A 13,816-nucleotide genomic window follows, 5' to 3' on the forward strand; every position below is an offset into this window, starting at 1 on the left:
CTGCTGTGTAAGTTCACCGCCAAGCGTACCTGCTCCATAGCTCCAAACGCTTACGGCAGCTCATCCTTATGTGTCTGCTGGCTTTTCAAAACCTTTCGGGCGGCTTTTTTGATATTATGGCACACGCCAAGAATAGCGATGTAAAACAGCAGAGCCGCTAATCCATATCCAAACGACTGCGTTGCCGTGTTCATGTTCATGCCTCTTTTCTGGCCGCTGCTGCCAATGAACTCAACCGAACAATCCTCTTTTTTTGTACGGCTCTTTCTGGATCGCTCCGACCTCATACCCCGTGCCGCGAATGGCGTTCATGAGCACCTCCGTGTCCAGCTCTGTTTCAGAGAGGATCACGGTCTGGTTTTTGCTCCGGGAAGAACTCACCTTTTTGACCGGGCAGGCTTTGCGCACAGCGTCATTGACATGGGCCTCGCACATCCCGCACATCATTCCATTGACTTCCACTGTGTACTTCCACATGTTCTCTCACTCCTTCTTGACTTTTGGATCATCGAGCTGCGCGGACCGGAAGGTGGTCTGCCGTGCCGCGCTCCGTTCATCGGGAATCTTCCTGGCCATCAGACAGCACAGCGGCGCCAACGAACTTCCGAGAAGTGGATGGCGAACGATGGAATAGCCGCGCTCGGACAGGTATGCCATCAGCTCCCCGGCAGTCCAGACATGATACACCCGAAAGCCTGAAAGCCCCATGAAGCAGAGCCGGAGTCTGGCGCTTCGGCTTTTGCCCCAGACAAAGGTGGGGGCGAACAGCCATCCCCCCGGCTTCAGAACCCGCCAGGCTTCCGCCAGAGCTTTTTCCGGGTGAGGCATGACATGGAGGGCGTTGGAGATCACGACCGCATCGAAGCTCTCCGGGCCGTAGGGCAGCTTGGTAGCGTCCTGGACGGAGAAATGGAGCCGGGACGAATGCACCTGCTTTTTGGCCTGATGGATCATTTCAGCTGAAAAGTCGGTTGCCTCCCAGCTCCGGACACATGGAGACAGCGGCACGGACAGCTGGCCTGTTCCGCAGGCCAACTCCAGCACATCCATGTCCCGTTTCAGAAAAGGACGCATTGCTTTGCAGATCTGCTGATAGGTCGCCTGAGAGCGGCGCATGAAGCCGGAGTAATGCCGTGAAAACCGCTCCCAAAACTGCTTGTTGTCATCCATACAGTATGGTCACCTCAATAACGGTTAGCGTTTGCTAACTACATCATACTCTTTGTCGCATGAAATTGCAAGCTGCTGCCATAACATCTTTCTATCAGCGGATGGCCAACACTCCAAACGAAACGACGGCGTTATATCCTCTAAGCTGATAGCCTTGTTATCACCGGACTGCCGTGTGAAAGCCGTTTGCTATGATTGATTGCGCTGGAAAGAAAGCATGATCTGATCCGAAAATAGCTTGACTGGTTAGCGATAGCTAACTATAATCAAACATAGAGTACCTCATCTTTTGAGGAGGGCCTATGGAGAAGTATAAAATCGAGAAGGACTCCGTGCAGGAGACGCTCATCATCCCGTTGTATGGCCGGCGGCTTTGCTCGCAGCGGTTCCCTGGCCTTTATCAGGATTCGACGGCGGCAATGCTGATGGAAAAGGTGGACTACGACTTTTCTCCTTTGGAGCGGCAGGCAAACAGTCTGATGCAGACCTTCGGTGCGCTGGAGGTGGCCATGCGCCAGAATGACCTCACCTGGGAAGTGCGGGATTATCTGAATGCCCATCCCAGAGCCGCCGTCATCAATCTGGGCTGCGGTCTGGACAACACCGGGCAGGCCTGTGACAACGGCCGGTGCAGCATCTGGAATATCGACCTGCCGGATGTGATCGAACTGCGGGATCGCCTGTTTCCTGCCGGAGAGCGGGAGAAAAACCTGGCCTTTGATCTGAAAGACCCGCGCTGGATGGATGCCGTCCGCACTGATCCTGATGATGGAGCGGTGCTGTTTGCCGCCGGAGTCTTCTACTATTTCACGACAGAAGAGGTGAAAGCTCTGGTCACAGGCATCGCAAAACGCTTCCCCGGAGGGCGGCTGGTCTTTGACGCAGCCGGGCAAACGGCCGTCCGGCTGATGCTGAAAACCTGGGTAAAGCAGGCGGGCATCCGGGATGTGGGCGCCTATTTTTCTGTCAAGGACGCCAAGGGGGAACTGGAGCCATGGTCGCCGCTTTTTTCTGTTTCCAGCCGGGGCTATATGCTGGGCTATCAATCGCTTTATGATCCGGCGGTCCGGCCTGTCCACCGGCTGCTGGCGAAGCTGGCCGACGGACCGATGCACCTGCAGATCATCCGGATCGACTTTGCGGAATACATTCACGGTTAGATTGGAGAAGATTATGCCGATTGAACTATGGCAAGGGCTGCTGATCCCGTTTGCCGGGACGACGCTGGGGGCGGCCTGCGTCTTTTTTATGCGGAACAATTTGGGTGAGATGGTACAGCGTGCGCTCACCGGCTTTGCGGCGGGGGTCATGGTGGCGGCTTCCATCTGGAGCCTGCTGCTGCCCGCGATGGAGCAGGCAGCGGACATGGGGCGGTGGTCCTTTGTCCCCGCCGTTGTGGGTTTCTGGCTCGGCGTCTTTTTCTTGCTGGGACTGGATCGGCTGATCCCGCATCTGCACCGCGGCAGCGCGGAGGCTGAGGGCATCAAAAGCAGTCTTGGAAAGACGACCATGCTGACGCTGGCTGTGGCGCTGCACAATATTCCGGAGGGAATGGCGGTAGGGGCGGTCTATGCCGGGTGGCTCTACGGAGACAGCGGTATCACGCTGGCGGGGGCGCTGGCTCTTTCTCTGGGTATTGCCATTCAGAACTTCCCGGAGGGCGCGATCATTTCCATGCCCCTGAAAGCGGAGGGGTTTTCCAAATCCCTCTCCTTCCTGTATGGGACGCTGTCCGGCGCAGTGGAGCCAATAGGCGCCATCCTGACCATTCTGTTGGCGGGGATCTTGGTTCCGGTACTGCCCTACGCCCTGAGCTTTGCCGCTGGAGCGATGGTCTATGTGGTAGTAGAGGAATTGATCCCGGAGATGTCAGTGGGAAAGCACTCCAATATAGGGACTATTCTGTTTGCAGTCGGCTTTACCCTTATGATGACGCTGGATGTGGCGCTGGGTGCTTGAGTGAGTGAAGGTGAAAAAATGGGACAAGAAGAGCGGATTCAAAACGCCTACCGGGGATTGGGAGGCAAACAGACATTTTATGATGGCATGATCACCTGTTCCACCCTGTCAGGCCAGGCGGTATGCCGCCTGATATGGGGAATGGATCGGGCGGAAACCCAGGACTACCTTTCCGCCGCCCTTGCCGGGATACCGGAGGGGTTTTCCGGGAGGCTGCTGGAAGTCCCCGTGGGTACCGGTATCCTGACCATGCCCCTCTACCGGGAAATGCCGGAGGCGGAGATCACCTGCCTGGATTACTCGCCGGAGATGCTGGAACGGGCAAAATGCCGGAGCGAGGGACTTTCCCATGTGCGTTTTCAGCAGGGGGATGTTGGGGTGCTGCCCTTTGGGGACGGCAGCTTCGACATCGTACTCTCACTCAACGGCTTTCATGCGTTCCCGGACAAGGAGGCCGCCTGGCGGGAGATCTTTCGTGTACTGCGGCCCGGCGGGACCTTCTGCGGCTGCTTCTATGTGAGGGGACAAAACCGCCGCACGGACTGGCTGATCCGCAGGCTGTATGTGCCAAAGGGCTGGTTCACCCCGCCCTTTGAGACGGCGGACAGTCTGGGGCATCGTCTGGAGGAAACCTTCGGGCCCGCAAAGGTTCGAATGGTTCAGAGTATGGCGTCCTTTGTCTGCCGGAAGGCGAAGGAGAAACACCCGTAAACGAATTGTACACAAATATTGAACAACAGGAGGAAAATCAAATGCAGCAAAAGCGTAATCAACAAGCAGAAATTCGTCTCGGTAGCCATGGCGAAGACTACGGAAGCTGGATGTCCAATCCCGTGTTCTATATTATTGGCGGTATCACGGCTCTGGCCGTAGTTTTGGCCGTACTCTCCTTTTCGGTGTTCCACATCACGGTCCTCGGTGTTCTGTTCTCTGTTGTTGCGGCGGCGCTGGTGGCACTGCTGGTCTGGATCACATGGATCAGGCGCCAGTATGCCTTTGGCGGCGGCGGGATCATGGAACAGGTTCACCGGGTCGTTCTCTCTCGCCTGGACTATGACGGCCAGGGCAGTCTCTTGGAGGTCGGATGCGGTTCCGGGGCCCTGTCGATCCGTGCGGCCCTAACCTGGCCGGAGACAAAGGTCACTGGCATGGACTACTGGGGAGCTGTTTACAATTACAGCAAGGCCCTCTGTGAGAAAAACGCCGCAAGTGAAGGCGTGGCCTCCCGGTGTGTGTTCCGGCATGGCGACGCCAATCATCTGGATTTCCCCGATGAGAGTTTTGATGCGGTCATCAGCAACTATGTCTACCACAATGTCATGGGAGCCGATATGCACAAGCTGCTGCTGGAGAGCCTGCGGGTGCTGAAAAAAGGCGGCGTCTTCGCTCTGAATGATGACATGAAGCCCAAGCTGTACGGCGATATGGATGCCTTTGCCCAAAAACTGCGGGAGATGGGCTATCAGGATGTCCGGCTCATTGATACCGCGGAAGAGGCCTTCGGCTCCCGCCGCCGGGCTGCCATGATGATGCTTGGCTCTTCCCGACTGCTTGTGGGTAGAAAGTAATTCGTCCAAATAGGAGGGTTGACCATGTCCAGGTTGGGTGTTGTAGAGGACACGCTGTTTGTCCCCATGCTGGGCAGGATCTATGCCAGCGAGTACTGCCCGCAGATCCTGTACGATCCAAAGGCGTTGGAACTGAAAAAGAACCTGCCGTCCGGCCTGCCGGAGCAGGACGGACAGAGCGAGTATACTCTGCTGGCCTCCGCCGCCCGGTCCGCTAATATGGACCGGTACATCCGGACGTTTCTGGAGCGTAGGCCGAACGGTATGATCGTTCAGCTCGGCTGCGGTCTGGAGACGGCCTATTACCGCTGCGATAATGGAAGAACCCGCTGGTATGCCGTTGATCTGCCCCATGTGGTGGAGTACCGGCGGGCGCTGTTGCCGGAGCCGGAGCGGGAGACCTATCTCGCCGGGGACGCCTTTGCTGAGGACTGGATCAGGCAGATCCGCGCCGATGTGCCGGATGCTCCTATTCTGGTCACCGCCGGAGGCCTGTTCCACTATTTTGAGGAAAGCAAGGTTGTGGGCCTTCTGCGGATGCTCACGAAGTTTGGAGAGATCGAAATCGTCTTTGACACCGTGAGCAAAAGCGGCATGGCCATGATGCGGAAAAAGTACATGAAGCAGGTGGGTCATGGGGACGCGCAGATGTTCTTCTATGTGGATTCCGCGTCGGTGCTGGCTGGGAAAATCGGCAGTGGGGTCAGGGTGCTGGCTGAGGAGCCCTATTACCGCCATATCCCCCGAACCGGATTGAAACTGTCCACCAAGATCAGCATGGCGACTTCGGATCGGTTCTGCATGGTAAAACTGATAAGAATATCTTTATAATAGCAACAGCATGCAAATAAAAATCTAAATGGAGCAATCTGCAACCGTATGGGGTGGTATGCTCCAATCGGAATATGATAAAATACCTCCTGCGAAATTCCGTTTCGCTTTTTTTAGCACAATCGGTTAGCTAAATCTAACCCAAATGGAGGTATGTAGAGAATGGAAGTAAAAAGTAACAAGCTACAAGCAAAAGACCTTATCAATGTAGGTATTTTCACCGCCATCTATTTTGTCATTTTCTTTGCAGGCATGATGCTGGGATATATCCCTATCTTTATCCCGTTGCTTGGACTGGTGTGCCCCATCCTGTGCGGTATTCCCTTTATGCTGTACTTAACAAAGGTCAAGAAGTTTGGCATGGTATCACTGACCGGCATTATCCTTGGTTTGCTGAATTTAATCATGGGCAGTGGTGTGCTGGTTCTGATTTTTGGCATCATCTTTGGTGTCCTGGGTGATGTCATTTTGCGGGCCGGAAAATATCAAAGCTGGAAGTGTACGCTCCTTGGTAACGGAGTGTTTTCCCTTTGGATCATGGGCTATGTGAGTCGGATGTTTTTGACCCGTGATACATTCTTCGCTTCACTTGTAAGCAGCTATGGGCAGGAATATGTAGACACACTCATGTCCTATACCCCTGGCTGGATGTATCCGGTTCTGTTTATTGTCACTTTTATTGGCGGCATTTTGGGGGCGCTTCTTGGCAAGGCCGTGTTGAAGAAACATTTTGAAAAGGCAGGGATTGCCTGATGGATGCGGCGGTTACAACGCTAAAATTTGAAAGCAAAGCTGTTATTCCCACCGATCCGAGGACAAAACTGTTTTTGACTGTTACAGTCAGCACCATTATGATTACTGGCGGCACGGGCGGATTTATGAACCTGGTTCGCCCGTGCCTCATGGCGTGCCCGATTGTGTTCCTGCTCCTTTCAAGGAAATGGGTGGCCGCAGCCAGATTTGCAGTTACATACGCTATTTTGTTTGCGTTGGAATTAACGGTATTACCGCTGCTCACTGGTACATGGAATTTTATCCTGGGAGCTGCGGTCGGGATTTATACACACATGCTTCCCGGATTTATCATGGGATACTATCTGGTGAGCACTACAACTGTCAGTGAATTTGTCGCAGCTATGGAACGGATGCATGTTCCCGAGAAAATAGTAATCCCCGTGTCCGTGGTGTTTCGCTTCTTCCCGACGGTAAAAGAGGAATATGCGGCTATACGGGATGCCATGAAGATGCGCGGCATCACTACTCTCCGCAGTCCCATGAAAATGCTGGAATACCGGGTGGTTCCTCTGATGATGTCGATTGCCCAAATCGGAGAAGAACTGTCTGCGGCGGCTCTTACGCGTGGGCTTGAAGCTCCGCAGAAACGGACAAATATTTGCAAAATTGGCTTTGGGCCTTTAGACATTTTCTTCTTCCTGCTGGCGATACCCTGTTGGACCGGTTTCTTTATTTGTTAGGAGGAAGGAGTCTATGATTGAACTTCGCAATATCAATTTTCGATATGCCGGGGGAACGGATGCCGGTGGGCTTGTAAACATTGACTTAATCATCCCGGACGGGCAAGTTATCCTTTTGTGTGGGCAATCTGGCTGCGGAAAAACAACTCTGACCCGGTTGGTGAATGGGCTGATCCCGAATTATTATGAGGGCGAGTTAAGCGGCGAAGTCCTGCTGGATGGCAAGAACATCAGCAGACTTCCACTCTATGAAACAGCGAAATATGTGGGTAGCGTTTTTCAAAATCCCCGCACGCAGTTTTTTACGGTGGACTCTACCAGCGAACTGGCCTTTGGATGTGAAAATCAGGGCTTGCCTGAAGAAGAAATCATCCAGCGGGTGAAATCAACTGCGGAGCAGTTTGATATGGACAATCTGCTGGGGAAAAATATCTTTTCTCTTTCCGGCGGAGAAAAGCAGAAAGTTGCCTGTGCCTCTGTGTCGGCCAGTAATCCGCCCATCATCGTGCTGGACGAACCATCTTCTAATCTGGACATGTCAGCTACAAAAGATCTGCGCCGAATGATCCAGATTTGGAAACAGCAAGGGAAAACAGTTATTATTGCGGAACATCGGCTCTATTATCTGAAAGAGTTGATAGACCGTGTTGTGTATCTAAAAGATGGGAGAATTGAAAAAGATTACTTGGCTCTGGATGCACTTAAACTGTCCGTGACGCAACAGGCAGAAATGGGGCTGCGGCCTTTTGACCTGGGCGCGTTCCCTGTGACAGCACATCCTGTTGCAAGCAGTGGTTCTATCGAATGTGAGAATTTTCGTTTTGCTTATACAAAGCAGAGGGATGCGCTGGATATTGACAGTCTTTCGCTGCCACAGGCGGGCGTGATTGCAGTAATCGGCCATAACGGAGCGGGAAAATCCACTCTGGCCCGCTGCCTCTGTGGTCTGGAGAAACACTGCAAGGGCATTGTGAAAGTGGACGGGAAGCCGTATAATAGAAAACAAAGGCTATCTCTGTGCTATATGGTCATGCAGGATGTCAACCATCAGCTGTTTACGGAAAGCACAGAGGAAGAAATGCTCATCAGTATGGCGGAGCCAGCTCCCGACAAGGCGGACGCGGTTCTTGACAGATTGGATTTGTTGCAGTTTAAGGAGAGACACCCGATGGCGCTCTCCGGCGGGCAGAAGCAGCGGGTGGCGATTGCCACCGCTCTTGTTTCTGAACGTAAGATTTTGGTGCTGGATGAACCTACCAGCGGTCTGGATTTACAGCACATGAAAGAAGTGGCTGATGAACTTGTGACGATACAGAAAATGGGAAAGACATCTCTTGTCATCACCCATGATTATGAGCTGATCGTCAGTTGCTGTACTCATGTTCTGCATTTGGAGCATGGTATGGTACAGGAACAATATGCACTGGATGCCGCAGGGCTCCAGCGCCTCCAAAATTTTTTTATAGAATCGAGGTGATTTCAGTTTGAACAGAAGCGACCTGTTTTTCTCGCAGCAAAATATGAATTTGCTCTGCCGGGATGAATCCTGCTCGGTCTACCAAATGAAAAATGAAACAGGAGACGGAACTGCAACCTATTATGAAGTATATCCCGGAATAGGTGTCATGTATAATGATTTTCACATGGAGCACTGCCCGTCAAGGAAGTTTGAACAAAATACGCACACTTTTGCAATTCACCATTGCAGAGAAGGCCGTGTCGAGTGGGAAGTCAGCAATGGCGCTTATCTTTATCTTGCGTCCGGCGATATTATGCTGGACAGTTCTGCCACGGAAAACAACCATTGCAGCTTTCCCGTAAGCCATTACCACGGGATCACGGTTACAATTTCTGTCCCTGAAGCGGTAGAGGGTTTGAGTGATTTTCTGTCCATGTTTTCCATTGATCTGGAGCAAATCGAACAGCAATTCACCTTAAAGACTCGGCCTTTCATTATGCACGGAAATTCCGTTCCCGACCATGTAATTTCGGAACTGTACCAGGTGCCGGAAAATATCCGCCTGGAATATCTCAGAGTAAAGGTGTTAGAACTGTTGGTCACGCTCAGGACGGTAGATCCTACGGTCTTAGGTGTGGAACGTCCCTATTTTTATAAAACGCAGGTAGAGAAAGTCAAGGCAATCATGTCGTTTATGACAAATGAGCCGGAGCACCATTTCACCATGGAGGAGCTTTCTGAAAAGTTCGATATTTCCACTTCTGCTCTGAAGCAGTGCTTTAAGGGCGTGTATGGCACCGCCATTTATACCTATATGCGGAATTATCGTATGGACCTGGCAGCTTCTCTTTTGACACAGACGGATGAACCGATTACGGTGATCGCCGGAAAAGTTGGCTATACGAACACCAGCAAGTTCTCCGAAGCGTTCAAGAAAGTAAAGGGAAAAACACCGCTGGAATATCGAAAAATAAAAATCTAAATGGAGTAAAAACCGGCCGGGCAGAGTGGCAGACAAAATGAATACCTGCAATACTTAGAGAGTATCAAAGTGATTGATACTCTCTATTTTTTTGCCAAGGAGGAATGGAAATGAAGCAGAAAAGCTGGATTTCTATTGTGTTTTCCTTTGCTTCACAGTGCCGGGGCAAGATTGTCCTGTCCGTTTTATGTGCGATCATCAGTGTGATTGCCGGACTGATACCCTATTGGAGTGTTTACCAGATTATCACGCTCTTTATCGGCGGTTCACCTGTGATGGCAGAGGTTTGGAGATGGTGCTGGATTGGACTTGGCACTTATGCGATACGCTTCTTGTTCTATGGTATTTCAACGAGCCTGTCCCACATATCCGCCTACACCATTTTGGAGAATATTCGTTTGGCTCTTGCGCAGCGGCTGATGAAAGCGCCGCTGGGGACAGTCATCGGGGAGTCTGTTGGAAAGCTGAAAAGCGTACTGGTGGATCGGGTGGAAACGATTGAATTGCCGCTGGCCCACATGATCCCGGAGTGTATCTCCAACCTGCTGCTCCCCGTGGCAGTCTTTGTCTATCTGGTCTGCATCGACTGGCGAATGGCACTGGCGATGCTGGTCACGCTGCCTTTCGTCCTGATTGCTTTTGCTATGATGATGAAGAATTTTAACAAGCTTTATGCCGATTACATGGAGTCCAATAACTATGTAAACGGCGTGATTGTGGAGTATGTGGAGGGTATTGAAGTTATCAAGGCGTTTAATCAGTCCTCCAGTTCCTATGAAAAATTCACAAAGGCGGTTAAATCTTTCAAGGACTACACCCTCAAATGGTATCAAAGTTCCTGGAAGGTGATGAACTTTGTTTCTGCTGTGCTACCGTCCACTTTTTTGGGAACGCTTCCGATTGGTATGTATCTCTACTGGAACGGTAGCCTCACGCCGCAGGATCTTGCGATGTGCCTGATCCTCTCGCTGGGCATTGTAGGCCCGCTCATGAACTTCACCACTTATGTCAATGAGACGAAGGCAATTGAATACGCTGTCCACGATGTGGACGAGTTGCTCCATGTGAAGGAACTGCCCGATACTGGAAAGCCAGTGGACATGCACTCCAAAGACATTCAACTTCAGAATGTTTCGTTCTCTTATGATAAAGAGAGCGGTAAACAGGTGCTTTCCCATATCGATCTAAAAATCCCGGAGGGAAAGTTTACGGCGCTTGTCGGTCCATCCGGTGGAGGCAAGTCCACCATCGCCCGCCTGATTGCTCGTTTTTGGGATGTGAACGATGGGGAAATCACCATTGGCGGTGTAGACATTCGCAGTATGCCGCTGGCCCAACTTGCCGATATTGTCAGTTTTGTTACACAGGATAACTTTCTGTTCAACTGCTCCATCAAGGAAAACATCCGGCTTGGAAACCCTGATGCTACGGACGAAGAAGTATATGCGGCGGCAAAAGTCGCCTGCTGTGATGAGTTCATTCATAAGCTGGAGCAAGGTTACGACACGATGGCTGGTGATGCCGGAAGCCGACTGTCAGGCGGTGAAAAACAGCGTATTTCTATTGCCCGAATGATTTTGAAAAATGCCCCTATCGTGATTTTGGACGAGGCAACTGCGTTCACCGATCAGGAGAACGAAGAAAAAATCCAGCAGTCCATTGCTGCTTTGACAAAAGGAAAAACATTGCTCGTAATCGCACATCGTCTGTCCACCATCAAGAATGCCAATCAGATTATCGTCCTGCAAAACGGGCAGGTTGAGAATACGGGCACTCATCAGCAGCTTTTAGATGGCGACGCTCTCTATCGGGATATGTGGGAGGCGCATATCGGAGCGCAGAACTGGTCTGCCGGTTCCGGGAAAGGGGGTAACTGATATGTTTCGGATTGTAAATCGACTGATCCAGTGGACTGGTAAATATAAACGGCGCATTTACATCGGGTTTGTCTACGCTTTCATTCACAGCATTTTTACCGCGATCCCTATTATGCTGGCTGCGAATGGATTGAGTTCTGTTCTGGATGACTTCAATGGCGTCAAGGCATTGGAGAGCCGGGACATCTGGATCGTGCTGGGAGCCATGACTTTAGCTGTATTGGGCCGATACCTGTTCTCTTATTTCCGAGCCATCACACAGGAAAGTGTTGGTTATGAAGCAACCGCTGACGAGAGAATACGACTGGGAGATATTCTGAAGCGAGTGTCGCTTGGTTTTTTCAGCAAGAACAATATGGGCGAACTATCCGCAGCCGCAACGACCGACCTCTCGTTTATGGAGATGTACGCCATGAATATGGTCAACACCGTTGTGAATGGATACATCACCGTTATCGTCCTAATAATGTTCCTTGTATTTTACAGCCCTATGGCGGGAGGAATTGCTCTGGCTGGTGTCCTTCTGTCTGCCCTATTCCTCCATCTGCTGGAGGCACGCAGCCACCAAAACGCGCCTATCCATCAAAAGGCGCAGGATGATATGGTTGAAAGCTCCATTGAGTATCTGCGGGGGATGCAGGTGGTGAAAGCCTTTAAGCAGGAAGGCGTGTCTATTGCCGGTATCCGCAAAGCATACAACGACAGCAAGAAAATCAACATCAAAATTGAAGTGGAATATATGCCCTTTAACTGCCTGCACTTGTTTTCGCTGAAAGCTGCCTCCATTGCCATTGTCGCTGTGGCCGCTCTGCTGACCTATAACGGCAGTATGGGACTTCCTACCATGCTCATGCTGGATATGTTCTCCTTTATGATCTTTGGAAGTGTGGAAGCAATGAACAATGCAGCCCATGTATTGGAGGTCATTGATGCTACGCTGGATAAACTGGACGGCATTGAACACGCCGACGTTATAGACAAAGACGGGGAAGATATTTCTTTACAGAACACCGACATTGCTTTCCGTAATGTGACATTCTCCTACGATACAGTTCCTGTTTTGCGGAATATTAGCTTTTCCATCCCGCAGGGCAGCACTACGGCCATTGTAGGGCCATCTGGCAGCGGCAAGACCACGATTTGTAACCTGATTGCCCGTTTCTATGATGTGGACAGCGGTGAGGTCACAGTAGGCGGTGAGGATGTGCGGAATATGACTTGTGACAGCTTGCTCCGCAATATTTCGATGGTCTTTCAAAAGGTCTATCTGTTCCACGATACCATTGAAAACAACATCCGTTTCGGCAATCCAAGTGCAACCAAGGAAGAAATTATAGAGGCGGCGAAAAAGGCTCGGTGCCATGACTTCATTACGGCTCTTCCCGATGGATATGAAACGGTGATCGGCGAGGGCGGATCTACACTGTCCGGCGGCGAAAAGCAGCGTATTTCCATCGCCCGCGCAATCTTGAAGAATGCCAATATTGTCATTCTTGACGAGGCAACCGCAAGCATTGACCCCGAAAACGAGCATCTGATCCAGCAGGCCATCAGCGAGTTGACCATTGGGAAAACGGTCATTGTCATTGCTCACCGTCTGGCAACGATTGAACACGCTGACCAGATTTTGGTGGTGGATCAGGGGCAAGTCGTTCAGAAAGGAACGCATCAGCAACTTGTCCAGCAGAATGGGCTTTATCGCCGGTTCATTATGATCCGCGAGCAGGCAGAGGGCTGGAGCATTGCTTGATACTTTGAAGTGGCACCGTACCATGAAACTTCATGCGTCCGGGGAAGACTATCTGGAGGCCATCCTTGTCCTCAAAAAGAAAAAGGGTATGGTGAGGTCTGCGGATGTTGCCCGGCACTTGGAGGTGTCGAAGCCAAGTGTGTGCCATGCTGTGGCTACCCTGAAAAAGGGCGGCTTCCTGCTCATGGATGGAGCTCACTTCCTGCACCTGACGGATCTCGGCCGTGAGGTTGCCGAGGATACCTACGAAAAGCATCGCTTTTTTACAGAGATGCTTGTAACAGCTGGTGTCGATCCAGTCACTGCCGAGCGGGATGCCTGCCGGATTGAGCATGTAATCAGCAAGGAAACCTTTGAGCGACTGAAAGCAGCTCGTAAACTGAGTGAGAAAGCGGTGATATCATCGGACGAGTCATGATTCTGGAGCTGCACGAAAGAGATGCGAAAGTTTTGGAGCAGATCCTGTCTATCCTCAAAAACCACCCTGAAATAGAAAAATTCGAGATTGACGAGGAACCGATGGTGTCGCTCCCTGGTCTTGAGATATTTCCAAGCAGGCGGAAGGTGTTTCGGGATCGCCAGGAGATTCAGCTTACCGCAAAAGAATATCGGATTCTCCTGCTGCTGGCCGCCAATAAAGGCCGTGTGCTGACCTACGCACAGATTTACGAACAGGTCTGGGGCGATTTCACTACAGGAAACGAAAACAATACGATAGGTTTTCATATCTGCAACCTGCGCGAGA

Annotated in this window: 16 protein-coding genes; 13 read left to right on the forward strand and 3 right to left on the reverse strand. The window is 51.5% G+C overall.

Annotated elements, in window-relative coordinates:
- Positions 1–50 precede the first annotated feature (50 nt).
- From B5F35_RS19135 to B5F35_RS03515, 3 genes are read right to left on the reverse strand one after another with little or no spacing between them, the layout of a single operon-like run.
- Positions 51–194 (reverse strand): hypothetical protein, encoded by a 144-nt coding sequence (locus tag B5F35_RS19135; protein ID WP_242969383.1) that lies wholly within the window; start codon positions 192–194, stop codon positions 51–53.
- 37 nt (positions 195–231) lie between these two features.
- Complete coding sequence (locus B5F35_RS03510; RefSeq protein ID WP_087238112.1) at positions 232–477, reverse strand: heavy-metal-associated domain-containing protein; 246 nt, start codon at positions 475–477, stop codon at positions 232–234.
- 6 nt (positions 478–483) lie between these two features.
- On the reverse strand, positions 484–1,170 hold the full coding sequence (locus B5F35_RS03515; RefSeq protein ID WP_087238114.1) for a class I SAM-dependent methyltransferase: 687 nt from the start codon (positions 1,168–1,170) through the stop codon (positions 484–486).
- A gap of 302 nt (positions 1,171–1,472) precedes the next feature.
- Here B5F35_RS03515 and B5F35_RS03520 point away from each other — a divergent pair, with 302 nt between their 5' ends.
- From B5F35_RS03520 to B5F35_RS03580, 13 genes are all read left to right on the forward strand, one after another.
- Positions 1,473–2,330 carry a class I SAM-dependent methyltransferase gene (locus tag B5F35_RS03520; protein ID WP_087238116.1) on the forward strand — a complete coding sequence of 286 codons (858 nt, stop codon included), beginning with the start codon at positions 1,473–1,475 and terminating at the stop codon, positions 2,328–2,330.
- 13 nt (positions 2,331–2,343) lie between these two features.
- Positions 2,344–3,129 (forward strand): ZIP family metal transporter, encoded by a 786-nt coding sequence (locus tag B5F35_RS03525; protein ID WP_087238118.1) that lies wholly within the window; start codon positions 2,344–2,346, stop codon positions 3,127–3,129.
- Positions 3,130–3,147: 18 nt separating this feature from the next.
- On the forward strand, positions 3,148–3,840 hold the full coding sequence (locus tag B5F35_RS03530) for a class I SAM-dependent methyltransferase (protein ID WP_087238120.1): 693 nt from the start codon (positions 3,148–3,150) through the stop codon (positions 3,838–3,840).
- A gap of 41 nt (positions 3,841–3,881) precedes the next feature.
- Positions 3,882–4,697, forward strand: coding sequence for a class I SAM-dependent methyltransferase (locus tag B5F35_RS03535; RefSeq protein WP_087238122.1), 816 nt, complete (start codon positions 3,882–3,884; stop codon positions 4,695–4,697).
- 24 nt (positions 4,698–4,721) lie between these two features.
- The gene (locus B5F35_RS03540; RefSeq protein ID WP_087238124.1) at positions 4,722–5,528 is read left to right on the forward strand and encodes a class I SAM-dependent methyltransferase; all 807 of its coding nucleotides are present in this window, start codon (positions 4,722–4,724) and stop codon (positions 5,526–5,528) included.
- A gap of 162 nt (positions 5,529–5,690) precedes the next feature.
- Positions 5,691–6,281: an MptD family putative ECF transporter S component gene (locus tag B5F35_RS03545; protein ID WP_087238126.1), complete on the forward strand. Its 591-nt coding sequence runs from the start codon at positions 5,691–5,693 to the stop codon at positions 6,279–6,281.
- On the forward strand, positions 6,281–7,003 hold the full coding sequence (locus B5F35_RS03550; RefSeq protein WP_087238128.1) for an energy-coupling factor transporter transmembrane component T: 723 nt from the start codon (positions 6,281–6,283) through the stop codon (positions 7,001–7,003). Before B5F35_RS03545 ends, B5F35_RS03550 begins: the two co-directional genes overlap by 1 nt.
- Before the next feature lie 13 nt (positions 7,004–7,016).
- Positions 7,017–8,480, forward strand: coding sequence for an ABC transporter ATP-binding protein (locus B5F35_RS03555; protein ID WP_087238130.1), 1,464 nt, complete (start codon positions 7,017–7,019; stop codon positions 8,478–8,480).
- 7 nt (positions 8,481–8,487) lie between these two features.
- Positions 8,488–9,444, forward strand: coding sequence for a helix-turn-helix domain-containing protein (locus B5F35_RS03560; protein ID WP_087238131.1), 957 nt, complete (start codon positions 8,488–8,490; stop codon positions 9,442–9,444).
- Positions 9,445–9,554: 110 nt separating this feature from the next.
- Positions 9,555–11,321: an ABC transporter ATP-binding protein gene (locus B5F35_RS03565; RefSeq protein WP_087238133.1), complete on the forward strand. Its 1,767-nt coding sequence runs from the start codon at positions 9,555–9,557 to the stop codon at positions 11,319–11,321.
- Position 11,322: 1 nt separating this feature from the next.
- A complete protein-coding gene (locus B5F35_RS03570; protein ID WP_087238135.1) occupies positions 11,323–13,071 on the forward strand; it encodes an ABC transporter ATP-binding protein in 1,749 nt (582 codons plus the stop codon).
- 22 nt (positions 13,072–13,093) lie between these two features.
- On the forward strand, positions 13,094–13,489 hold the full coding sequence (locus tag B5F35_RS03575) for a metal-dependent transcriptional regulator (protein WP_087238160.1): 396 nt from the start codon (positions 13,094–13,096) through the stop codon (positions 13,487–13,489).
- Positions 13,490–13,521: 32 nt separating this feature from the next.
- Positions 13,522–13,816, forward strand: a 295-nt coding sequence (locus B5F35_RS03580) for a winged helix-turn-helix domain-containing protein (protein WP_242969384.1), incomplete at its 3' end; no start/stop codon positions are given.

This window comes from Anaeromassilibacillus sp. An200 (assembly GCF_002160025.1).
Classification (GTDB): Bacteria; Bacillota; Clostridia; order Oscillospirales; family Acutalibacteraceae; genus Caccousia; species Caccousia stercoris.